At 60.6% G+C, this 21,181-nt stretch carries 17 protein-coding genes and 1 riboswitch; of the genes, 11 read left to right on the forward strand and 6 right to left on the reverse strand.

What is annotated here, in order from left to right; genetic code table 11:
• Positions 1 to 51: 51 nt before the first annotated feature.
• The 7 genes from AC0IXS_RS17420 to AC0IXS_RS17450 are packed head-to-tail and all read left to right on the forward strand — an operon-like array spanning position 52 to position 8,170.
• Positions 52 to 1,809, forward strand: a complete 1,758-nt coding sequence (locus tag AC0IXS_RS17420; RefSeq protein WP_025993078.1) for a carbamoyltransferase family protein — start codon at positions 52 to 54, stop codon at positions 1,807 to 1,809.
• Positions 1,793 to 2,923 carry a glycosyltransferase gene (locus AC0IXS_RS17425; protein WP_004883432.1) on the forward strand — a complete coding sequence of 377 codons (1,131 nt, stop codon included), beginning with the start codon at positions 1,793 to 1,795 and terminating at the stop codon, positions 2,921 to 2,923. Before AC0IXS_RS17420 ends, AC0IXS_RS17425 begins: the two co-directional genes overlap by 17 nt.
• Positions 2,923 to 3,819 carry an antimicrobial resistance protein Mig-14 gene (locus tag AC0IXS_RS17430; RefSeq protein ID WP_057409233.1) on the forward strand — a complete coding sequence of 299 codons (897 nt, stop codon included), beginning with the start codon at positions 2,923 to 2,925 and terminating at the stop codon, positions 3,817 to 3,819. The genes AC0IXS_RS17425 and AC0IXS_RS17430 overlap by 1 nt, the downstream gene beginning before the upstream one ends.
• Positions 3,816 to 5,225, forward strand: coding sequence for a PIG-L deacetylase family protein (locus AC0IXS_RS17435; protein ID WP_471826262.1), 1,410 nt, complete (start codon positions 3,816 to 3,818; stop codon positions 5,223 to 5,225). Before AC0IXS_RS17430 ends, AC0IXS_RS17435 begins: the two co-directional genes overlap by 4 nt.
• Before the next feature lie 30 nt (positions 5,226 to 5,255).
• Entirely contained in the window at positions 5,256 to 6,212 is a 957-nt protein-coding gene (locus tag AC0IXS_RS17440) for a glycosyltransferase family protein (protein ID WP_057409235.1), read from the forward strand.
• A gap of 31 nt (positions 6,213 to 6,243) precedes the next feature.
• Complete coding sequence (locus AC0IXS_RS17445) at positions 6,244 to 7,017, forward strand: hypothetical protein (RefSeq protein ID WP_057409236.1); 774 nt, start codon at positions 6,244 to 6,246, stop codon at positions 7,015 to 7,017.
• A complete protein-coding gene (locus tag AC0IXS_RS17450) occupies positions 7,007 to 8,170 on the forward strand; it encodes an O-antigen ligase family protein (protein ID WP_057409237.1) in 1,164 nt (387 codons plus the stop codon). The genes AC0IXS_RS17445 and AC0IXS_RS17450 overlap by 11 nt, the downstream gene beginning before the upstream one ends.
• A gap of 41 nt (positions 8,171 to 8,211) precedes the next feature.
• Here AC0IXS_RS17450 and AC0IXS_RS17455 read toward each other — a convergent pair whose 3' ends face one another.
• A complete protein-coding gene (locus AC0IXS_RS17455) occupies positions 8,212 to 8,850 on the reverse strand; it encodes a BUD32 family EKC/KEOPS complex subunit (RefSeq protein WP_057409238.1) in 639 nt (212 codons plus the stop codon).
• A gap of 116 nt (positions 8,851 to 8,966) precedes the next feature.
• Here AC0IXS_RS17455 and msbA point away from each other — a divergent pair, with 116 nt between their 5' ends.
• Complete coding sequence (gene msbA / locus AC0IXS_RS17460) at positions 8,967 to 10,769, forward strand: lipid A export permease/ATP-binding protein MsbA (protein ID WP_471825281.1); 1,803 nt, start codon at positions 8,967 to 8,969, stop codon at positions 10,767 to 10,769.
• A gap of 186 nt (positions 10,770 to 10,955) precedes the next feature.
• Positions 10,956 to 12,377 carry a bifunctional D-glycero-beta-D-manno-heptose-7-phosphate kinase/D-glycero-beta-D-manno-heptose 1-phosphate adenylyltransferase HldE gene (gene hldE, locus AC0IXS_RS17465; protein WP_069144897.1) on the forward strand — a complete coding sequence of 474 codons (1,422 nt, stop codon included), beginning with the start codon at positions 10,956 to 10,958 and terminating at the stop codon, positions 12,375 to 12,377.
• A gap of 38 nt (positions 12,378 to 12,415) precedes the next feature.
• On the opposite strand, the gene AC0IXS_RS17470 is transcribed toward hldE, so the two are convergent.
• The 4 genes from AC0IXS_RS17470 to AC0IXS_RS17485 are packed head-to-tail and all read right to left on the reverse strand — an operon-like array spanning position 12,416 to position 15,783.
• Complete coding sequence (locus AC0IXS_RS17470; protein WP_025993087.1) at positions 12,416 to 13,378, reverse strand: hypothetical protein; 963 nt, start codon at positions 13,376 to 13,378, stop codon at positions 12,416 to 12,418.
• A gap of 36 nt (positions 13,379 to 13,414) precedes the next feature.
• Positions 13,415 to 14,230 carry an aldo/keto reductase gene (locus AC0IXS_RS17475; RefSeq protein ID WP_471825284.1) on the reverse strand — a complete coding sequence of 272 codons (816 nt, stop codon included), beginning with the start codon at positions 14,228 to 14,230 and terminating at the stop codon, positions 13,415 to 13,417.
• Entirely contained in the window at positions 14,227 to 15,402 is a 1,176-nt protein-coding gene (locus AC0IXS_RS17480) for an NAD(P)/FAD-dependent oxidoreductase (protein WP_122668009.1), read from the reverse strand. The genes AC0IXS_RS17475 and AC0IXS_RS17480 overlap by 4 nt, the downstream gene beginning before the upstream one ends.
• A gap of 48 nt (positions 15,403 to 15,450) precedes the next feature.
• The gene (locus AC0IXS_RS17485; protein ID WP_004883465.1) at positions 15,451 to 15,783 is read right to left on the reverse strand and encodes an SMR family transporter; all 333 of its coding nucleotides are present in this window, start codon (positions 15,781 to 15,783) and stop codon (positions 15,451 to 15,453) included.
• Positions 15,784 to 15,920: 137 nt separating this feature from the next.
• Between AC0IXS_RS17485 and waaA the strand changes: the two genes are divergently transcribed.
• Positions 15,921 to 17,201, forward strand: a complete 1,281-nt coding sequence (gene waaA, locus AC0IXS_RS17490) for a lipid IV(A) 3-deoxy-D-manno-octulosonic acid transferase (protein WP_471825286.1) — start codon at positions 15,921 to 15,923, stop codon at positions 17,199 to 17,201.
• Positions 17,202 to 17,368: 167 nt separating this feature from the next.
• Here the strand turns inward: waaA and AC0IXS_RS17495 are convergent, their stop codons facing one another.
• The gene (locus tag AC0IXS_RS17495; protein WP_471825287.1) at positions 17,369 to 18,808 is read right to left on the reverse strand and encodes a TolC family outer membrane protein; all 1,440 of its coding nucleotides are present in this window, start codon (positions 18,806 to 18,808) and stop codon (positions 17,369 to 17,371) included.
• A gap of 164 nt (positions 18,809 to 18,972) precedes the next feature.
• A riboswitch (TPP riboswitch) is annotated at positions 18,973 to 19,077 on the forward strand.
• Between the two features lie 152 nt (positions 19,078 to 19,229).
• Between AC0IXS_RS17495 and thiC the strand changes: the two genes are divergently transcribed.
• Positions 19,230 to 21,119: a phosphomethylpyrimidine synthase ThiC gene (thiC, locus tag AC0IXS_RS17500; protein WP_191953980.1), complete on the forward strand. Its 1,890-nt coding sequence runs from the start codon at positions 19,230 to 19,232 to the stop codon at positions 21,117 to 21,119.
• Positions 21,120 to 21,181 lie beyond the last annotated feature (62 nt).

Genomic DNA, 21,181 nt, shown 5'->3' on the forward strand with positions numbered 1-21,181 from the left:
ATTTTCTCGGGCGCGCTGCGCCTGTACGCAGACTAAAGAGGCTAGACCCTAGTGGCATTGACGATCCTTGGCCTGTCCGGCGCCCTTAGCCATGATCCTTCCGCGGCGCTCTATATCGACGGCAAGCTGATCGCAGCGGCCGAAGAAGAGCGCTTCGTTCGCGATAAGCACGCAAAGAACCGCATGCCCTACGAGTCGGCAAAGTTCTGTCTGGAACAGGCAGGCATCAAGCCTTCCGATGTCGACGTGGTCGCGATTCCGTTTGCGCCGATCAGCCTGTTCGGCAAGGCCCGCTGGCACTACGCCAAGCGTTACTGGTACGCACCGGACCGCGCGCTCGATGCGCTGCTGATGGGCAATCGCCGTTACAAACGCTATCGCAACAAGATTGTCTGGTGCCTCGAACAACTGGGCTTCGATCCGAAAAAGATCAAGATCGAGCCGGTCGAGCACCACCTGGCCCACGCTTCCAGCGCTTACCACTGCTCCGGTTTCACCGAGAAAACCGCGATCATGGGCATCGACGGCAAGGGTGAGTACGCCACGACCTTCTTCGGCTACGGCGAAAACGGCAAGATCCACAAGATCAAGGAATTCTTCGATCCGGATTCGCTGGGCGGCCTGTACGGCGCAATCACCGAGTTCCTCGGTTTCGAGATGCTGGACGGCGAGTTCAAGGTCATGGGCATGGCGCCGTACGGCGACGCCAGCAAGTACGACTTTTCGCGTCTGGCCACGTTCGAGAACGGCGAGCTGATCATCAATACCGAGCTGGCCAACGTCATCGGCCTGCGTCGCTACAAAGAGAACGGCAAGGGCTTCTACTTCTCGCCGAAACTGATCGAATGGCTCGGCCCCAAGCGCGTCGGCGATGTGGCGGACGAACCGTACATCCACTACGCGGCCAGCATGCAGGCGCTGTTCGAAAAGCTCGCGCTGCAGATGATGGACCACTACCTGGGTGACATCCTCAAGGAAACCGGCAAGATCGCGTTCGCCGGTGGCTGTGCGCTGAACGTCAAATTGAACCAGCGCATCATTGCCCGTCCCGAGGTCAAGGAACTGTTCGTCCAGCCTGCGTCCGGCGATGCCGGTACGGCGGTGGGCGCGGCGGCCTATGTGTCTCACGCGCGCGGCGTGCCGGTCGAGAAGATGGAGCATGTCTACCTCGGCCCCGCTTACAGCAACGAAGATGTGATCGCCGCGTGTGCCCGTCATCCGAGCAAACCGGTATGGCGCCAGATTGAAAACACCCCTGAGCGGATCGCCGAGATCATGGTCAAGGGCAACCCGGTGGCCTGGTTCCAGGGCCGCATGGAGTTCGGTCCACGTGCGCTGGGCGGTCGTTCGATCATCGGTTGCCCGAGCGTGGCCGGCGTTGCCGACCGCATCAACCACCAGATCAAGTTCCGCGAGCGCTGGAGGCCTTTCTGCCCGTCGATGCTCGACACCGTCGCGCCGCAGATGATCAAGATCGATCACCCGGCGCCGTTCATGACCTTCACCTTCGAAGTGGCGGAAGAGTGGAAGACCCGCGTGCCGGAAGTCGTCCATGAAGACGGCACTTCCCGTGCCCAGGTGCTCAAGCGCGAATACAACCCGCGCTACTACGACATGATGAAGGCGCTGGAAAACCTGACCGGCAACGGCGTGTCGCTGAACACCTCGCTGAACCGCCGTGGCGAACCGATGATCTGCTCGCCGACCGATGCCTTGAACATGTTCTTCGGCTCCGACCTCGAGTACCTGATCATGGAAGACATTCTGGTGGTCAAAGAGGGCGTCGAGGCTTATGACACGCTCGGCTGAACGTCACGTGCTGCAGTTCTGTCACGGCTATGACGGGCCGTTTCTGGACTGTGCGCGCCAATACGCCAGCCTGTTCGCAGGCAAGGGCTATCGGGTGACCACGGTGTTTCTGACCGGTGCTGCCGACCCTGATGTGGTCGCCGACTGTGGTTCGGACGAAGTGCTGTTCATGGAATTCAGCTCGAAGGCCATTCGTGGCCTCAAGCTGGGTGCCATTCGCGAATTACGTAGCATCGTGGCGTCACGTCATTTCAGCTTCTGCATCGCGCATCGATTCAAACCAGTTTATATCGCGCTTTTGGCGACACGTTTGCCGGTGATCGGCGTTCATCATGCGTTCGGCGACTATCAGCGCCGCAGCCGCAAGCTGTTCGCCAACCTGTTCCGCAAACGCCTGAGCCTGCTCGGCGTTTCGGATTCGGTGCGCGACGACATGCGCAAAAGCCTGCCTGCATGGCCGGCCGAGCGCATCGAGACCCTATACAACCGCATCGATGTCGAGCAACTGCAAGGCAGCCAGTTTTCTGCCGAAGACGCGCGCGTCGAACTGGGGCTTTCACCTTCGGCCTGGATCGTCGGCAATGTCGGACGTCTGCATCCTGACAAGGATCAGGCGACCCTGCTGCGCGGCTTCGCGCTTGCTCTGCCAAGCCTGCCCGAGAACAGCCAACTGGTGATTCTTGGCAAGGGTCGACTGGAAGAGTCGCTCAAGGAGCTTGCCCGTGAACTGGGCATTGGCGCGAACGTAATGTTCATGGGCCAGGTCGCGGACGCACGTCGCTATTTCAAGGCGTTCGATGTCTTTGCCCTGAGTTCGGATCACGAACCGTTCGGCATGGTGTTGCTGGAAGCCATGGTGGCAGGCGTGCCGGTCGTTGCGACGTCCTGCGGCGGAGCGCGTGAAGTGGTCGAAGACGTCGGCCTGCTGTTCCCGCTGGGCGACGAGCAGCGTCTGGCTCAAGGCCTGATGCACATGGCCGGGCTGGATGCGGATCAGCGTCAGGATTGCGCCGAGCGCATGCTTCTGCGTCTGCGCGAGCGCTTTTCCGACCACGCGGTACGCAACGTGTTCTGGCGCCTGCCGCAGGTCACCCGCCTGGTTGCGGAGTCCTGATGCTCAACCGATTTCAAGGCGTGCGTGAACGTGGCTGGACCGAAATCGATGCCGCTGCCTATACGCAGGCGTGGCACCGGTTTGGCGGTAGCGTGGCCACCCACCCGCAGGTCGTCGAACGTCTTTCCGTGTTCGCCAGCATTCCCGTGCGCTATCTGGGCTGGGAGCAGGGCGGCGACATCAAGGCAGCGATTGCCACCTGGGGCCGCTCGCTGGCGCTGTCCAAGGACGAGCTCAAACGTCATGGCAAGAAAGGCCTTTTCGATCTGGGCAACGCCGAGCTGATTCTGCCGGTGGCGCAGGGCATCGAGGTGCCTGTACGTCATCGCGGGCGTTACATCTCGTCGTTGAACGAGGGCCGGGTCAGCACCTTCAAGCCGCAGGCCGAGTCACTGGCCATGGCGCGCACACCTGAAGAGCTGTCCAAAAAGTTTCGCTACAACCAGCGTCGCGAGCTGCGTCTGCTGGAAGAGGCGGGCGGCACGGTCCGGCCTGTCAGCGATTTCAGCAGCGCAGAGTTGGCACACATGTATTGCGAGCTGTTCCAGCGCCGCTGGGGCTTTGAAGCGACCGGTGCTGCGCGCAAGGCCGACGTGATCGAGTTGCTGCGTGACCTGCTGATCGGCTCGGTGGTGTTTCTCAACGATGCGCCGATTGCCATTCAACTGGTGTACCGCGTCGAAGCGCCCGAGTGGGTCAGCATCGAATACGTCAACGGCGGCGTCGATCCCGAAACCCGTGATTTCAGCCCTGGCAGCGTGCTCAGTTTCGTCAACACGCAGAGCGCCTGGGAAGATGCACGTGCGCTGGGCAAGTCGCTGCGTTTCTCGTTCGGCCGCGCCGACCGCGAATACAAGGACCGCTGGTGCAACCCCGTGCCGGTGTTCCAGATTTGAGCCGCAAGCAGGAGTTGCTCAAGCGCCATCGTCGTAACAAGCGGCTGGCGTTGTTGGGTGGTCTGTTGCTGTTGATCGCCCTCGGCGTGGCGGTAGCGTGGTGGTTGATACCGGTGCTGGCGATCAGCGCCTGGATCGCTCATGAAGCCTGGTTTGCCGATCATCTGTTCTATTCGCCTGCTGATGACTATCAGTACAACTTCGCCGTCGAAAACGAAGTCTCGGGTGTGCGCCTGGAAAATGGCCGACTCACATTCGCCGAACCTCTGACGCTGACCGGCGGCGAAACGCTGGTTTTGGCGCTGAACATAAAAAGCAGCTGGCTGGGACGTTTTCTGGACCCTGTCGTCGAGTTGCAAGGTTCAGGTCTCGTCGATCGACAAGCCTTCGAGCGCGGTGTCGACGCCGTGCGCTATCTGAACCTGACCGGGCTCGGTGAACCGTTGGCGGCAGGCGCGTTAACCCTGCGTGGACGTTTCTGCCGACTGCGCGGACAGCCGCGTTTGTGGGTGTTCCGTCAACCTGATGCACGCCAGCAACGGGTAATGGTGATCGCGCCGCACGCCGATGACGCCGAGCTGGCCGCTTTCGGGCTGTACAGCCAGGCCAGTGATGCGTGGATCGTGACCCTGACCGCTGGTGAAATCGAAGCCGATCACTATCGGCAGATGGGCCTGGACAGGGCCGAGGCGGCTCGCATGAAGGGGCGGCTGCGGGCCTGGGACAGCATTGCCGTGGCGCGCTGGGGCGGAGTCGCGGAGGCACAGTGTTTGCAACTGGGCTATTTCTGCCTGCAACTGCCTGCCATGCAGGCCGCACCGGATACGCCGGTCGGCTCTCGCGAAGCGGATCTGCTCGATACGCGTCTGTTTCGCCAGTTCAACACCTTGCCGCTGCCGGGCGACGATGGCCAGCCGACCTGGAATAACCTGCTGGCCGATCTGCGCGCGCTGATCCTCAAGGCCAGGCCGCAGGTCATCGTCATGCCGCACCCCGCCATCGACCCGCATCCTGACCACATCTGTGCGCAGGCCGCTGTGCGTGAGGCGCTGGCCGGGCTTGAATGGCAGCCAGAGGTGATTCTGGGGTACGCCAATCACTTGCACGACAACGACCGCTGGCCCATGGGCGATGCGTACACCGGCATCAGCCTGCCGCCGGTCTTCGATGCCCAATTGAAGCTTGAGCCCTACAGCCTTGAGCTGTCGGTGCCGACACAACGCGACAAAGCCATGGCGCTGGGCATGATGCATGACCTGCAACCACCGATGCCGGGCAAACGTCGAGTGCGCCGCTGGCTGCAGCAGCTGCTCGCCGGGCGCCGCTGGCCTGCAGAAGGCGAGAACGAATTTTTCCGAAAGGCTGTGCGACGACACGAGTTGTTCTGGCGTAGCCGTGATTTCTGATTCAGCAGGCGCAGTACTGCAAGGAAAACAATGAAAGTCCTACTTCTGGTTCAGAAAGAGCAGCGTGCGATTCTGGATCGTCTTTACGACGGCATCGCGTCGAGCTGCGACTGCGACGTGCGCTGGCTGGATTCCAATGACCAGCGCAACCTGCGCAGCTATTTCCGGCGTGAAATCGATGTGAGCCGTTACGACCGGATCGTGTTCTTTCTGCGCTTCAAGCAGGAAGTGCGTCAGGTGGCCTTCATCCGTATGATTCCGAATCTGGTCATTCTCGAGCACGACGCCTACCAGAACTACATTGCCTGCAAGTACACCGGCAAGTTCAGCGCACACTATCGCAAGCTGCCCTGGGTCCGGGTGCTGTGCTCGGGCTTCATGGTCAGCGAGCGGCTGCGTGGGGAAGGCTTCGACGCGGTGTTCGTGCCCAAGGGCTACGATCAGACGCTGTTACAGGCGCAGAACCGCGAGCGTGACATCGAACTGGCGTTCGTCGGCAGCACCAACAGCGTCGCCTACAGCGGCCGCAAGGCGCTGCTCGACGAGTTGGGGCAGCATGAGAACCTGCTGGTCACGCGGACCAAGTCGGGCGAGGAATACTGCGACACGCTGAACCGCATCCGCTTTTTCGTCAGTGCCGATGTCGGCATGGGCGAATACATGATTAAAAACTTCGAAGCCATGGCCTGCGGCTGCGTGCTGCTTGCCTTCGATCAGGGCGCTGAAGAAAATCGCGCGCTGGGCTTCGTGGATATGCACAACATTGTGCTGTACCGCGATATTCCCCAGCTTCGTGAAAAGCTGGCGCAACTGCGCGCGGCCCCGGCATTGGCCGATGAAATATCCCGTAACGGACAGGCGCTCGTCGAGGAGCGCTATACGTTTCACGCTTTGGGCAAAGCCATTGTCGAACACATGCGTCCACCGCTGCGGCCGATGGCGGCTGCGAGCTGGGTCGACCGTCTGCGCTCGCGCTGGGCATGGTAATGCTTCTTGAACCTTCAATGATTGGGAACAGATGATGGTATTCAGCGAAAATAGCGACATCACGCTGGTGGTGACCAGTTGCGGGCGATTCGATCTGTTGAAGCGCACCCTGGAAACCTTTGATCGTTACAACACCGCCGCCATCCGCCATGTGCTGATCACTGAAGATTCAGGAGACGTTCAGGTCGAGGCCTGTATTCCTGAGCACTGGCGCGCGCGCACCCGCTTCCTCATCAACAATCCCAAATTGGGACAGATGCGCTCGGTGGATGCCGCTTATGCGCTGATCGAGACGTCCTGGGTGTTCCATTGCGAAGATGACTGGGATTTCTACCGCCCGCACTTCATCGAGGAGTCGATGATCCTGCTGGAGAACGACCCGCAGGCGCTGCAGGTGTGGTTGCGCAGCTTCAATCATGATCTGCAGATCCACAGCCCGTACGTCTATTTGAACGAGCGCGAAGTGGTTCAGGGCATTCCCTTCTACAAACTGGGTTCGCACAAGCCGGAGTGGCAGGGTTTTTCCTTCAATCCCGGGTTGCGCCGTCTGGCCGATTACAAACAGCACGCGCCGTATGCGGGCCATGGTGGAGAGAAGAAACTTTCACAGTTGTTCGCGTCGGAAAACCGATACGCTCTGATTCTGGAAAACGATGCTGTACTGCACACCGGCTTTGGTGAGCATGTGGTCGTGCCGCAGGAGCGCCTCGACAAACAGCGTCGCAAACGTCGTGATCGCGTCAAATTGATTGTCGCGGTAGTCATTGGACTGGTAGCAGGTTGGTTGCTCAATAATGTCAGTTGATCGTGCCGGTGTGCCTTCAAGCAAGGCACAGGTCTATTTTGGTGCTGTGCTGGTCGTCTTTCTGCTGAGTTTCATTTTGAACTCTTCAGCCAAGACGACCAATAATCTGTTCTACGCCCTCACCGCATTGCCGGGCCTGTTTTTCCTGATCAAATACCGTGGCGCCAGCGTGTTTGCGCAGCCGCTGGGTGTGGCCTGGGCAGTGTTCATGGCCTGGTTTCTGGTGCCTGCCTTTTACGGACAGGATTTCCAGTTCTATAAACATGTGGCGTACGTCAGCCTGTTCGTCTTTGTTGTGGCCGGTCTGACGGACAATCGATTTTTCCAGCAAGGCCGGTTCGTACGCAGCTTTTTCTGGGCCATTTGCGCTTATATTCTGGTGGCCAGCATTTACAGCTGGATGACTGGACAGTTCGCGTTCGGCAAACGTGTCGAGATATTGCCTGCGCGCATGGCCAACGTGATTTACGCCAGTGCCTGGCTGGTCTGCTGCCTGGCCCTGGCGTTGCCGGTTTGGCTGAAGGAGCAGCGCTGGATCGAAGCCGTTGCGGGTATTGTGCTGACCCTTGTCGTGGCTGCTTTCATCGTGCAGACCCGCACCGCGCTGGTGGGTGCGGCGTTCCTTATTGCGGCTTGTACGCTGTATTCGGTGTATCGTTTTCCGAAGCGCAGTCTCATCACTTTGCTGGTGCTGGCACTCATCTGCGCGGCTTTGTTCTGGGTGGTCAGGGATGAGGAGTGGATCAAACTGCTGATGGTGCGCGGCGATTCCTACCGCATCGAGCTGTTCGAAATCATGACCGGCGAATGGCGTAATTGCGGATGGATGATGGGCTGTGGCGTGGATTTCTACACCACCAAGACGCTGACAGGCGGTATGGCGATTCAGCATCCGCATAACATCTACGTCTCGATGGGGTTGTACACCGGCGCGGTGTCGCTGGTGCTGTTCCTGATCGTGATGGCGATGACGCTGTGGCACGCGTTGCGCCTGCGCGACGCGTGGGGGCTGTATCTGGCGTGCGCACTGGTGATGCTCAATTTCGATGGCGCGAAGCTGGTCGGCAATCCGGATGAGCTCTGGGTGCTGGTGCTGCTGCCTGCGGCGATGGTGCTGGGAAGGGTGGTTCAGGAACATCGGATCAGGCTCTGAGTGCCGAGCGCTGAAATGGCCGACTGCAAGCGGCCATTTTTTCAGTTCATGGCCTGGGTCAGTTCCGCTGCGGTGCAGACGCTCTGGCCGCTCAGGTAGCCATTGAGGAAGGCCGGGTTGGCGTCGCCCAATAGCCATTGCCGGTCTTCCAGATAGCGCAACATGTGCTTGAAGTTGCGCAGTCGCAGGTTTTTGCGCAGCGGGCGACGGTAGGTTTTCAGGTCGGCAATGTCGATGAGGCCCAGCGCGCCTTCCGGGGTAAGAATCACGTTGCCCAGATGCGCTGAGCGAAAATAGATGCCTTTTTCATGCAGGTTGGCGATAAAGCGCCCCAGTTGCATGCGCAGGTCATCATCGCTGGCAGCCTTGCCCAGCAGTTGACGCAGGGTGTAACCGGCCAGCGGATCGTAATGCACCGCGTCGCGGGCGATGTCGGCGATTCTGTAGACAGTGCGAACATGCGGGCAGGGGATGGCGCGTTTGGCCAGAGTCAGGCAGTTGTCGGCAAAGCGTTTGGCATAGGGATACCAAGCGGCGGAACTGATCAGCCGCTTGCGTCGAAACAGTTTCAACATTGAACCGTCATTCAGGCGTAGTACTTTATCGCCCGTGCCGTCGGCTTCAAGCACTTCGGCACCTTGAACCAGGGCAAGGTAGTGGGCGTGGTCGAGCGCTTGCATCGATACTCCGGATTCTGCGCCCCAAGGGCTGTACGGGCCGCCTATGTTACCGCAGCAGGCTGTTGCGAAAACGGCTTGTGATACAATTCCGCTTCTTTTTAACACGACGGATACTCATGACAACCTCCGAATCGTCCGCCACTTCCAGCGTGAAAATCTACTTCCGCCTGTTGTCCTATGTGCGTCCGTATGTGGGCATTTTCCTGCTCAGCATCCTCGGTTTCGTGATCTTTGCATCCACTCAGCCGATGCTGGCGGGCATCCTGAAATATTTCGTCGATGGGCTGAGCAATCCGGAAGCGGTGCTGTTCCCCAATGTTCCCTACCTCAGGGACCTGCAATTGCTGCAGGCCGTGCCGCTGCTGATCGTGCTGATCGCCGCCTGGCAGGGGCTGGGTTCGTTTCTCGGCAACTACTTCCTGGCCAAGGTATCGCTGGGGCTGGTGCATGACCTGCGTGTCGAACTGTTCAACAAGCTGCTGGTACTGCCCAATCGCTACTTCGACACCACCAATTCGGGTCATCTGATTTCACGCATCACCTTCAACGTCACCATGGTGACGGGTGCCGCCACGGATGCCATCAAGGTGGTGATCCGTGAAGGCCTGACCGTGGTGTTCCTGTTCATCTACCTGCTGTGGATGAACTGGCAGCTGACGCTGGTCATGCTCGCCATCCTGCCGGTGATCGCCATCATGGTCGGCACCGCCAGCAAGAAATTCCGCAAGCAGAGCAAGAAGATTCAGGTGGCGATGGGCGACGTGACTCACGTTGCGTCCGAAACCATTCAGGGGTATCGCGTGGTGCGCAGCTTCGGCGGCGAAACCTACGAGCAGGATCGTTTTGCGCGTGCCAGCAACAGCAACACCAAAAAGCAGTTGCGCATGACCAAGACCGGCGCGATCTATACGCCGATGCTGCAACTGGTCATCTATACCGCCATGGCGGTGCTGATGTTCCTGGTGCTGTTCCTGCGTGGCGATGCGACGGCGGGTGATCTGGTGGCATACATCACAGCCGCAGGCCTGCTGCCCAAGCCGATTCGTCAGCTGTCGGAAGTCAGTTCTACCATCCAGAAGGGTGTTGCCGGTGCCGAGAGCATCTTCGAACAACTGGATGTGCAGCAGGAAATCGACACCGGCACCCTCGAGCGCGAGCGTGTTTCGGGTCGTCTGGAAGTGAAGAACCTCAGCTTCTTCTATCCCGAGACCGAACGTCAGGTCCTGAACGACATCAGCTTCTCGGCAGCGCCAGGGCAGATGATTGCGCTGGTAGGACGTTCAGGTAGCGGCAAGTCGACTCTGGCCAATCTGATTCCGCGGTTCTATACCCATGAACTCGGTCAGATCCTGCTGGATGACGTCGAGATCAACGATTATCGCTTGCGTAACCTGCGTACCCACATCGCGCAGGTCAACCAGAACGTCACCCTGTTCAACGACACCATCGCCAACAACATCGCCTACGGTGATCTGGCGGGTGCGCCGCGTGCCGACATTGAGGCGGCCGCCGCCGATGCCTACGCCAAGGAATTCATCGATCAGCTGCCGCAAGGTTTCGACACCCCGGTGGGTGAGAACGGCGTGCTGCTGTCCGGTGGTCAACGCCAGCGTCTGGCGATTGCCCGTGCGCTGCTCAAGAATGCGCCGTTGCTGATCCTCGACGAAGCGACCTCTGCGCTGGATACCGAGTCGGAGCGTCACATTCAGGCCGCGCTGGATCAGGTCATGAAAGGACGCACCACGCTGGTGATCGCGCACCGTCTTTCCACCATCGAGAAAGCCGACCTGATTCTGGTCATGGATGCCGGTCAGATTGTCGAGCGCGGCACCCACGCCGAACTGCTGGCAAAGAACGGCTATTACGCCCGCCTGCACGCCATGGGCCTGGATGAGCCAGCGCCTGTCGGCGCGATCTGATCAAGCCTGGCTGCGCTGTGTTTCAAACACGGCGCAGCGGCTTTTCACCGCATCACTACACGCATCTTTTCTCCCGTTGGAATCGTCTTTTGTCTGCGTCAGGAATCAGGTTATGAACAGCCTGTCTGTTCAAACCCCCTGTGCTAAGATTCCGCCCCTGTCCATTTTTCTAGTACGGGTTGTTCGATGAAGTTATCCATGCCGCGCTTTGATCAGGCCCCTGTCCTGGTGGTTGGCGATGTCATGCTCGACAGATACTGGCATGGTGGTACGTCGCGTATTTCCCCCGAAGCGCCAGTGCCCGTCGTCAAGGTCGACCAGATCGAGGACCGTCCCGGCGGTGCCGCCAACGTGGCATTGAACATCGCGGCATTGGGTGCGCCCGCCTCGCTGGTGGGTGTGACCGGTGAAGACGAAGCGGCAGAAAGTCTGAGCAACAGCCTCAAGGCAGCCGGCGTTCTGGCCCGTTTCCAGCGTATTGCCGATCAGCCGACCATCGTCAAACTGCGGGTGATGAGCCGACACCAGCAACTGCTGCGTATCGATTTCGAAGAACCCTTCGCCACCGATGCACAGGCCCTGAGCGCAGAAGTCGAAAACCTGCTGGATGGCGTCAAAGTGCTTGTGCTGTCGGATTACGGCAAAGGCGCGTTGAAAAACCATCAGACATTGATCCGGGCCGCCCGCGAGCGCGGCATTCCGGTGCTGGCCGATCCCAAGGGCAAGGACTTCGCGATCTACCGTGGCGCGAGCCTGATCACGCCGAATCTCAGCGAATTTGAAGCCATCGTCGGCCATTGCGTTGACGAAGCAGAGCTGGTTGCCAAGGGCGCGCAGTTGATGAGCGAGCTGGATCTGGGCGCGTTGCTGGTGACCCGTGGCGAGCACGGCATGACCTTGCTTCGCCCCGATCAACAGGCGCTGCACTTGCCAGCGCGTGCCCGTGAAGTCTTTGACGTCACCGGTGCCGGTGATACGGTCATTTCCACGCTGGCGGCGGCGATTGCGGCTGGCGAGGAACTGCCACATGCGGTCGCGTTGGCCAATCTGGCGGCAGGCATCGTGGTCGGCAAACTGGGTACAGCGGCCATCAGCGCGCCTGAACTGCGTCGTGCGATTCAGCGCGAAGAGGGCTCGGAGCGCGGCGTTCTGGGGCTGGAGCAGTTGCTGCTCGCCGTCGATGACGCGCGGGCACACAAGGAAAGGATCGTTTTCACCAACGGCTGCTTCGACATCCTGCATGCCGGGCACGTGACCTACCTGGAGCAGGCGCGCGCGCAAGGTGATCGTCTGATCGTGGCGGTCAACGACGATGCCTCCGTGAGCCGTCTCAAAGGTCCTGGCCGTCCGATCAACAGCGTGGACCGCCGCATGGCCGTTCTGGCCGGTCTGGGCGCTGTGGACTGGGTGATCAGTTTCCCCGAAGGCACACCTGAAAACCTGCTGACCCACGTCAAGCCCGATGTGCTGGTCAAGGGCGGCGACTATGGGATCGATCAGGTGGTCGGTGCCGATATCGTGCAGGCCTACGGCGGCGAAGTGAAGGTGTTGGGGCTGGTTGAAAACAGCTCGACCACGGCCATCGTCGAGAAAATTCGCGGACAGTGATTGCATCAGGTTTGCCCGGAGTGTTCCGGGCAAACCGGTTATTTGCTCAAGCTGCCGCGTGCCAGTCCCAGAAGCTCTCTGGCTTTGCTGGTCAGACGCTTCAGCCCCGTCTTCTTTGGCGGTGGTGTCATGCCTTGCTGGCGCAGCCAGTCTTTCCAGCGAATCCTTTCCTCACGCACCACCCAGCCATCCTGTGCCGCAAAGCTCTCTGCCAGGTACAGACCACGCGTGCCCGCCGGGGTCAGCTTGTCACGCTTGAGCGTGTAAAGCTCCGGCAGTGGCGAGCCGTTTTCCAGCGGCATCAGGTACAGATCTGGCTTGCTCCGGTTGAGGCGGGCGACCAATTGATCGTTTTCCAGCACCTCATCGACGTGGAACAGGCTGATCGGGCGGGCTTCCTTGGGGATTTCCAGGCGCATGTCATAGATCAACTGCAGCGACGCAGTGGGCAGGTGGACGTAGGCGCGTGGGCGTTCCAGCAGCGTCAGGTTGCCAGCCCGTACCGGTCTGGCAGCGCCTGAGAGCGGGCTGAGGGTGAAGGGCATCGCCTCTCGGTAATGCAGCGCCGCTGCGTAGGGAGCGGGCAGCCAGGTGTCCTTGAACATTCCGCTCAGCCAGCCCTGCGGCGTTTCGATCAGGCACTCTTCAGCGACTTCCTGAATGGCGGTGTGCAGCGGCAGCGTCAGCTCGTGCGCCGGGACATAGCCTGAAATCAGCTTGAGCACCACGTCGCCACGGTCCTGACGGCGTTGCCGGACCAGCACCCAGTAATCCCGGTTCTGCCAACTGATGGTCAGACGAATCGACACGCCGAGATTGGCCAACTCAGTGGCGAATCGCTCAGCGTCCGGCACCTCGACCTTGCGGCGTCGCTGCAAGGTCTGCGTGAAGTTCATCGGCATGCCGACACTCTGATAACTCAGGCTTTCAGGAGTGGCTTCGACGAACAGCGGCAGGGTCTTGAAGTTGCTGGGATTCTTCCGAATCAATGTTCGCGGCATATCGGCTCCTTCTTGCGTTGGGGTCGGCCGCCCAAATCAGGCTTGACGGCAAATCATGGCAGCAGCGGTGGCAACGTTGTGTGCCAGGTGCATGGGGTTGATGGTCCCGACAATAGCACTGGCGACGCCCGGATGTTCAAACAGTAACTGGAAGCTGGCCTGGACCGGGTCCATCCCGGGCGTCAGGCACACATGACCGCTGGCCAACGCCTTCTTGACCAGAATGCCTTTGCCGTGGGCGGCCGCGTAATCCAGAACCGGTTTCTCACCCTGTTCATTGAGATTATAGGTGACCATCGCGCAGTCCCCGTCGCGCAGGGCAAGCAGACCGCCTTCGACTGTTTTGCCGGAAAAGCCGAAGCCTCGGATTTTGCCCTCGCTTTTGAGCGCCGCAAGGGTTTCGTACACCGCCGTTTCGTTGAGAATCGCCAGATCGTTGCCGTCCGAGTGGACGAGCACCAGATCGAGAAAGTCGGTTTCAAGGCGTTTCAAGCTGCGCTCGACTGACAGACGGGTGTGCTCGGCGCTGAAATCGTGGCTCGACTGTCCGTTCACGAACTCTTCACCCACCTTGCTGACGATGACCCAGTCCTGACGCTGGCCGCGCAGCAGCGGGCCAAGGCGTTCCTCGCTGGTGCCATAGGCGGGCGCGGTGTCGATCAGGTTGATGCCCATGTCGCGGGCCATCCTGAGCAGCATCGCGGCCTGCTGGTCATCCGGGATCTTGAAGCCGCTCGGGTATTTCACGCCCTGATCGCGTCCCAGCTTCACGGTGCCCAGACCCAGCGGCGAGACGCTCAGGCCGGTGCTGCCAAATGGGCGATGCAGGTCGTGCAGGGTTTTCAGACTCATGGCAGCAGTTGATCCCAGACAGGAACGGCAATGGGTGGCTTCGGCACGTTCGCCAGTGCCGGTTGTGGCGTCGGGTGGATGCCTTCCCTGGACAGGACTGACAATACGCGGTCGGCGAAGTCCGGCGCCAGCGCAAGCTTGGTCGGCCAGCCCACCATCAGGCGTTTCTGACTGTCCAGAAAGGCGTTGTCGGGACGCACCAGACCCGATTGTGCAGGTTCTGCACGGTCGACGCGCAAGGTCGCCCACTGCGCCTGGCTCAGGTCGACCCATGGCAGCAGCGCTTCGAGCTCCTTGCGGGCGACCGCGATCTGCGCCTCGGGCTCGCGCGCCACGCCATCAGCCTCGGCGAGATCGCCGCCCAGGTACCAGACCCACTGGCCGTCGGCCGCAGGATGCGTGGTCACGGTGATGCGCGGTTTGGTGCCGCCACCCAGGCAGTGGGCATACAGCGGTTTGAGGGTCGGCCCTTTGACCAGCACCATGTGCAGCGGACGACGCTGCATCTGGGGTTGCGAGATACCGACGGCCTTGAGCAGATCGGCATTGCCGCCGCCTGCGCTGAGCACGATGCGCTGGGCATGTATATCCGTGCCATCGACCCGCAGGCCGATCAGTTCGTCGCCTTCGTACAGCGGTTCTATCTGCTTTGCGGCGAGCAGCGAGTCGCCCGCCAGTTCTGCGAGACGATTGATCAGGCTCGGTACATCGACCACCAGCTCTGCCAGCCGATAGACCTTGCCCTTGAATTTCGGATGTTGAAGTGCAGGCGGCAATTGCTCGCCCTTGACCTGATCCACGCGCCCACGCACGGCCTTGCTGGCGAAGAAGCTGGTCAGGTTGCCCGCGATCGTGCCCGGCGACCAGAGGTAATGGGCGTCGGACAGCAGGCGCACGCCCGAGAGGTCCAGCTCGCCCTTGCCGTCGAGGGCTTCACGCCAGCGACGCGGCATGTCGGCAATGGCTTCCGAGGCTCCCGACAGGGCGCCGTGCAGCGCGTACTTGGCGCCGCCGTGGATGATTCCCTGAGACTTGAGGCTCTGTCCGCCACCCAGGCTTGCGCTTTCTACCAGCACTGTCGAGAACCCTTGACGACGCAACCGGGCATTGAGCCAGAGGCCGGCAACGCCAGCCCCGACAATCAGGACGTCAGTGGAAATAACAGATGGCATGGGCACCTCAGTGAGTAAAGATTGCGGCCATTATAAGGGAACGGACTTTCAATGCCCGGCGGTTTTCGAGAACACCTGAATGACCACCACACCCGCCACGATCATTCCCATGCCCAGCAGAGCGGGCAGGTCGAGTTTCTGACCGTAGACCAGAAATGCCGCAATGCTCACCATCACGATGCCCATGCCCGACCAGATGGCGTACGTGATGCCGACCGGAATGGTGCGCATCACCAGAATCAGCATCCAGAACGCAATCGCATAGCCGCCAATGACCAGCAGCAGGGGCAGCGGTGTATTGAAGCCTTTCACCGCTTTCATCGATGTGGTGGCGATGACTTCGGCGCAGATTGCGACGCCCAGCAGGTAATACGGATTCATGATCTTTTCCTTGTATGAGACAGCGCATTCTAAAGGGCGGTGGCGACCGACCTGATGATTCACACGCCACCCGCCATCGTGTCTGCGTCTTCATGTCGTTGTGGCATTGCGCAGGCGGGCTGATAAACTCCGCGCCCATGAATAGAACCCTCTACACCTTCCTGTTTCATCTGGGCCTGCCGCTGGTTGCCCTGCGGTTGTGGTTGCGCGCTCGCAAGGCGCCTGCGTATCGCCAGCGCATCGGCGAGCGCTTCGCCATGCGCCTGCCGCCGATGCAGCGTGGCGGTCTCTGGGTGCATGCGGTGTCGGTCGGCGAAAGCATTGCTGCCGCACCCATGATCCGCGCCTTGCTGGCGCAGTATCCCGAACTGCCGATCACTGTGACTTGCATGACGCCCACAGGTTCGGAGCGAATCAAGGCGATGTCCGCCAACGAGCCGCGCATTCAACATTGTTACCTGCCTTATGACCTGCCTTGGGCGGCTGGGCGTTTTCTCGATCATGTGCAACCGCGGCTGGGCATCATCATGGAAACCGAGCTGTGGCCCAATCATATTCATCAATGCAGCAAGCGCGGCATTGCGGTGGTGTTGGCCAACGCTCGGCTGTCGGAGCGTTCGGCGCGGGGTTATGGCCGTTTTGCGAAACTGACAAGACCGATGCTCGCCGAGATGGCCTGGTTCGCCGTGCAGACCGAAGTCGAGGCCCAGCGTTTCCGTGATCTGGGCGCGCGGCCTGAGTGCTTGACGGTGACGGGTTCGATCAAGTTCGACCTGAGCATCGACCCCGCCTTGCTGGAGCGCGCTGCCAGGTTGCGGGAAGAGTGGCAGGCCACGCAACGCCCGGTGTGGATCGCGGCGAGCACTCATGTGGGCGAGGACGAAAGCGTGCTGGCGGCGCATCGCACGCTGCTGTCGAGCCATCCCGATGCCTTGCTGATTCTGGTGCCGCGCCATCCAGAGCGTTTCGACAGCGTGCATGGGTTGTGTCAGCAGCAGGGTTTCAAGACCGTTCGGCGTTCCACTGCGCAGGTTGTCACTCCGGACGTGTCGGTACTTTTGGGCGACACCATGGGCGAGCTGCTGTTTCTGTATGCGCTGGCGGACCACGCGTTCGTGGGCGGCAGTCTGGTGCCCAATGGCGGCCATAACCTGCTGGAACCTGCGGCATTGGCCAAGCCGGTGCTGAGCGGCCCGCACCTGTTCAACTTCCTCGAAATCGCCGCCATGCTGCGCACTGCCGGAGCACTGGAAGAGGTGAGCGATTCAGCCGCACTGGCGGTCGCCGTGCAGCGCCTGTTCGATCAGCCGAAGCTGGCAGCCACCATGGCTGAAGCGGGTCTGGGTGTGATGAAGGCCAATCAGGGCGCACTGCAGCGTTTGCTGGATGGAATCGGGCGGTTGATGCAGAGAATGTGACGCAGAGCGTCACGGCCTGCAGCCCACGCAGAGCGATGGGCACGATCAGTGTGCTTAAGGCCTAGGATCGTTCCCACGCTCTGCGTGGTAACGCCTCTCAGGACGCTCCGCGTCCGCTCATGAGTGTGACGCGGAGCGGCGGGCAATCAGCGTCCAGGCTGGCGCGCTCAGCGCTGGGCCGGTCTTTCGAAGTTCTTGCGCGCGGCCGCTGCCAGATCCGGTGGCAGGAAGTCCTTGTCCGGGTTGTAGTCGGATTTCAGATAGCGCGACAGGTCCTGCAGGTCGCCCGGATTCAGCGTGCCAGCGGCCTGTTTCAGGCGCAGGTTGTCGAGGATGTAGTCATAGCGCGTGTTGTTGTAGTCGCGCACCGAGGCGTACAGCTGACGCTGAGCATCCAGCACGTCGACGATGTTGCGCGTCCCCACCTGATAACCGATTTCCGTGGCTTCCAGTGCGCTCTGGTTGGAGATGATCGACTGCTTGCGCGCCTGAACCTGCTCCACGTCGGTGTTCACCGCACGGTGCAGGTTACGGGTGTTTTCCACCACCTGACGACGCAGGCCTTCGCGGCGTTGTTCACTCTGACTCAGCCTTGAATAGGCTTCGCGCACCTGCGAATTGACCAGGCCGCCACTGTAGATCGGGATATTCAGCTGAACGCCAATCGTGCGCTGTTCGACATCGCCGCCATAGTTCTGCCCGGTGTAGTTGGGGTTGTTGAACCCCAGCGCATCGTTGTCGCCACGTTGATAGGTTGCGACGGCATCCAGAGTCGGCGCATGGCCGGCCTTGCGTTGACGCAGGGTTTCTTCGGCGGCGTTGACTGCGTAGTTGCTGGCCAGCAGGTTGAGGTTCTGCTGGGCTGCGGTGTCGACCCAAGCCTTGGCATCGTTGGGCGTCGGCGCGAGCACCGGCAGGGTGTGGACGATGCCTTCGATGGAGTTGTATTCGCGATTGGTCAGGGTTACCAGCACCTGAAACGCATCGTCTACCTGACGCTGGGCGAGAATGCGGCTGGCGCGCGAGGTGTCATAGCTGGCCTGCGCCTGCAGCACGTCGGTCTTGTCCGACAGACCTACATCGAAGCGCTCCCTGGCCTGATCCAGCTGGCGCCTGAATGCCGATTCCTCGGCCTTGGTCGCTGCCAGACTGTCCTGTGCACGCAGCACACTGAAGTAGCTCTGTGCCGATTGCAGAATCAGGTTCTGTTCAGTGGCCGACAGCTCAAGTGCGGCCTGTTCGTTGACGGCCTCGGCGGCCTGGAGCTGGAACCAGCGGTCGGCCCGAAAGATCGGCTGGCTCAGGGTCGCCTGATAGACCGTGCCGCTACGGGTTGCGATCCTGCTGGGCTGATCGATGCTGGTGCGGGTGTTGTTGGCCTGAGCGCTGCCGGAAAGATTGGGCAGCAGACCGGCACGCGCCTGAGGCACGGCCTCCTTGCGCGCAGCGTAATCGGCGCGTGCAGCGGCCAGATCGGCGTTGTTGTCCACCGCCTGCTCATAGACGTTCACCAGACCCGTCTTGGTCGGCAGCGGCATATCGGCTGCCCAGCTCAGTCCGTTGGAAGCAAATGAAACAGCCACGACCAACGAAAGTTTGCGCAACATGAGGCGTTCCCTGTTCATGAAGAAAATTGTCACGGTTCGATGGAAAAAACCGGGATAGCGAGTGTAGAGCCAGACGCAGAACGCAACAATCGGCCATTTCAGCCATTTATCGATGCCCACGCAATTGCGCTGGCTTTACAGCCTCGACGCGGCATAGACTGATGTCGTTCTTGTCGGGGTGCCTTGCTGTGAGGCTGAGATCGGTTAAACCGGATCCCGTTGAACCTGATCAGGTTAGCGCCTGCGTAGGGAACAAGATTTCTCGTCACCCGGCGAGTCCTCTTGAGTGTCGTCCGGGGTCGATCGTTCAATCAATGAACAGCACGCCTCTCTCGATACTCAGCACTTCTTCAGTGCACCCGTCCGTCCCGATCAGGTTACTCCGACAATAAATCCACAGTGGATGTCTGGAGAGACCGTGATGAGCATAAAACCAAAAAACGCACCCCACTTGAGCGAGTCGGCGCAGGTCGATTCCGGATCGGTACAGCCGTTTACCCGTTCACAGAAGATCTACGTCCAGGGCTCGCGCCCGGACATTCGCGTGCCCATGCGCGAGGTCACTCTGGATATCACACCGACCGACTTCGGCGGCGAGATCAACGCCCCGGTCACGGTCTACGACACTTCCGGTCCCTATACCGACCCCAACGTGATCATCGACGTGCGCAAAGGCCTGGCCGATGTGCGTTCGCCGTGGATCGACTCACGTAACGACACCGAGCGTCTGCCGGGTCTGAGTTCGAACTTCGGCCAGCAGCGCCTGAGCGACGCCGAGCTGACCGCGCTACGCTTTGCCCACGTGCGCAACCCGCGCCGGGCCAGGGCGGGTGCCAACGTCAGCCAGATGCACTATGCGCGTCAGGGCATCATCACCGCCGAGATGGAATACGTCGCCATCCGCGAAAACATGAAGCTTCAGGAAGCCCGGGCCGCTGGCCTGCTGACTCAGCAGCACGCCGGGCACAGCTTCGGCGCGAACATCCCGAAAGAAATCACTGCCGAGTTCGTGCGCGAAGAGATCGCCCGCGGTCGCGCAATCATTCCGGCCAACATCAACCATGTCGAGTTGGAGCCGATGATCATCGGTCGCAACTTCCTGGTGAAGATCAACGGCAACATCGGCAACAGTGCGCTGGGTTCTTCCATCGAAGAAGAAGTCGCCAAGCTGACGTGGGGCATTCGCTGGGGCTCGGACACGGTCATGGACCTGTCCACCGGCAAGCATATTCATGAAACCCGCGAGTGGATCATCCGCAACTCGCCGGTCCCTATCGGCACGGTGCCGATCTATCAGGCGCTGGAAAAGGTCGGCGGTGCGGCCGAAGACCTGACCTGGGAGTTGTTCCGCGACACGCTGATCGAACAGGCCGAGCAGGGCGTCGATTACTTCACCATCCACGCCGGTGTGCTGCTGCGCTACGTGCCCCTGACGGCCAAGCGCGTGACCGGCATCGTCAGTCGTGGCGGTTCGATCATGGCCAAGTGGTGCCTGGCGCATCACAAGGAGAACTTCCTCTACACCCATTTCGAAGACATCTGCGAAATCATGAAGGCCTACGACGTCAGCTTCTCGCTGGGCGATGGCCTGCGTCCGGGCTCGATTGCCGACGCCAACGACGCGGCCCAGTTCGGCGAGCTGGAGACTCTGGGTGAGTTGACCAAGATCGCCTGGAAGCACGACGTGCAGACCATGATCGAAGGCCCGGGCCATGTGCCGATGCAGTTGATCAAGGAGAACATGGACAAGCAGCTGGAGTGCTGTGACGAAGCACCGTTCTACACCCTTGGCCCGCTGACCACGGATATCGCGCCGGGTTACGACCACATCACCTCGGGCATCGGCGCTGCGATGATCGGCTGGTTCGGTTGCGCCATGCTCTGCTACGTCACGCCGAAAGAGCATTTGGGTCTGCCGAACAAGGATGACGTGAAAACCGGGATCATCACCTACAAGATCGCCGCTCACGCAGCCGACCTGGCCAAAGGGCACCCCGGCGCGCAGATTCGCGACAACGCCTTGAGCAAGGCGCGCTTCGAATTCCGCTGGGAAGACCAGTTCAACCTGGGCCTGGATCCGGACACCGCGCGCTCGTATCACGACGAAACCCTGCCCAAGGATTCGGCCAAGGTCGCGCACTTCTGCTCCATGTGCGGCCCGAAATTCTGCTCGATGAAAATCACCCAGGAAGTGCGCGAGTACGCAGCCAATCAGCGGATCGAGGCCGTCGATGTAGACGTCGCCCAGGGTCTCGCGGATCAGGCCGAGCGTTTCAAACAGGAAGGCAGTCAGCTCTATAAAAAGGTCTGACACGCCTGCTGTCTGTGTGCGCTCCGTGATGTGACACGGAGCGTCACGGGCTGCACGCCCAC

It is taken from the genome of Pseudomonas sp. AC016 (genome assembly GCF_979253365.1).

What these genes read in the sequence shown, in the direction of transcription:
- waaA (WP_471825286.1), top strand. Translation starts at nt 15,921, where the DNA reads ATGAATAGAACCCTCTACACCTTCCTGTTTCATCTGGGCCTGCCGCTG.
- AC0IXS_RS17445 (WP_057409236.1), top strand. Translation starts at nt 6,244, where the DNA reads ATGATGGTATTCAGCGAAAATAGCGACATCACGCTGGTGGTGACCAGT.
- AC0IXS_RS17455 (WP_057409238.1), bottom strand. Translation starts at nt 8,850, where the DNA reads ATGCAAGCGCTCGACCACGCCCACTACCTTGCCCTGGTTCAAGGTGCC.
- hldE (WP_069144897.1), top strand. Translation starts at nt 10,956, where the DNA reads ATGAAGTTATCCATGCCGCGCTTTGATCAGGCCCCTGTCCTGGTGGTT.
- msbA (WP_471825281.1), top strand. Translation starts at nt 8,967, where the DNA reads ATGACAACCTCCGAATCGTCCGCCACTTCCAGCGTGAAAATCTACTTC.
- AC0IXS_RS17470 (WP_025993087.1), bottom strand. Translation starts at nt 13,378, where the DNA reads ATGCCGCGAACATTGATTCGGAAGAATCCCAGCAACTTCAAGACCCTG.
- AC0IXS_RS17475 (WP_471825284.1), bottom strand. Translation starts at nt 14,230, where the DNA reads ATGAGTCTGAAAACCCTGCACGACCTGCATCGCCCATTTGGCAGCACC.
- AC0IXS_RS17485 (WP_004883465.1), bottom strand. Translation starts at nt 15,783, where the DNA reads ATGAATCCGTATTACCTGCTGGGCGTCGCAATCTGCGCCGAAGTCATC.
- thiC (WP_191953980.1), top strand. Translation starts at nt 19,230, where the DNA reads ATGAGCATAAAACCAAAAAACGCACCCCACTTGAGCGAGTCGGCGCAG.
- AC0IXS_RS17450 (WP_057409237.1), top strand. Translation starts at nt 7,007, where the DNA reads ATGTCAGTTGATCGTGCCGGTGTGCCTTCAAGCAAGGCACAGGTCTAT.
- AC0IXS_RS17440 (WP_057409235.1), top strand. Translation starts at nt 5,256, where the DNA reads ATGAAAGTCCTACTTCTGGTTCAGAAAGAGCAGCGTGCGATTCTGGAT.
- AC0IXS_RS17425 (WP_004883432.1), top strand. Translation starts at nt 1,793, where the DNA reads ATGACACGCTCGGCTGAACGTCACGTGCTGCAGTTCTGTCACGGCTAT.
- AC0IXS_RS17495 (WP_471825287.1), bottom strand. Translation starts at nt 18,808, where the DNA reads ATGTTGCGCAAACTTTCGTTGGTCGTGGCTGTTTCATTTGCTTCCAAC.
- AC0IXS_RS17430 (WP_057409233.1), top strand. Translation starts at nt 2,923, where the DNA reads ATGCTCAACCGATTTCAAGGCGTGCGTGAACGTGGCTGGACCGAAATC.
- AC0IXS_RS17480 (WP_122668009.1), bottom strand. Translation starts at nt 15,402, where the DNA reads ATGCCATCTGTTATTTCCACTGACGTCCTGATTGTCGGGGCTGGCGTT.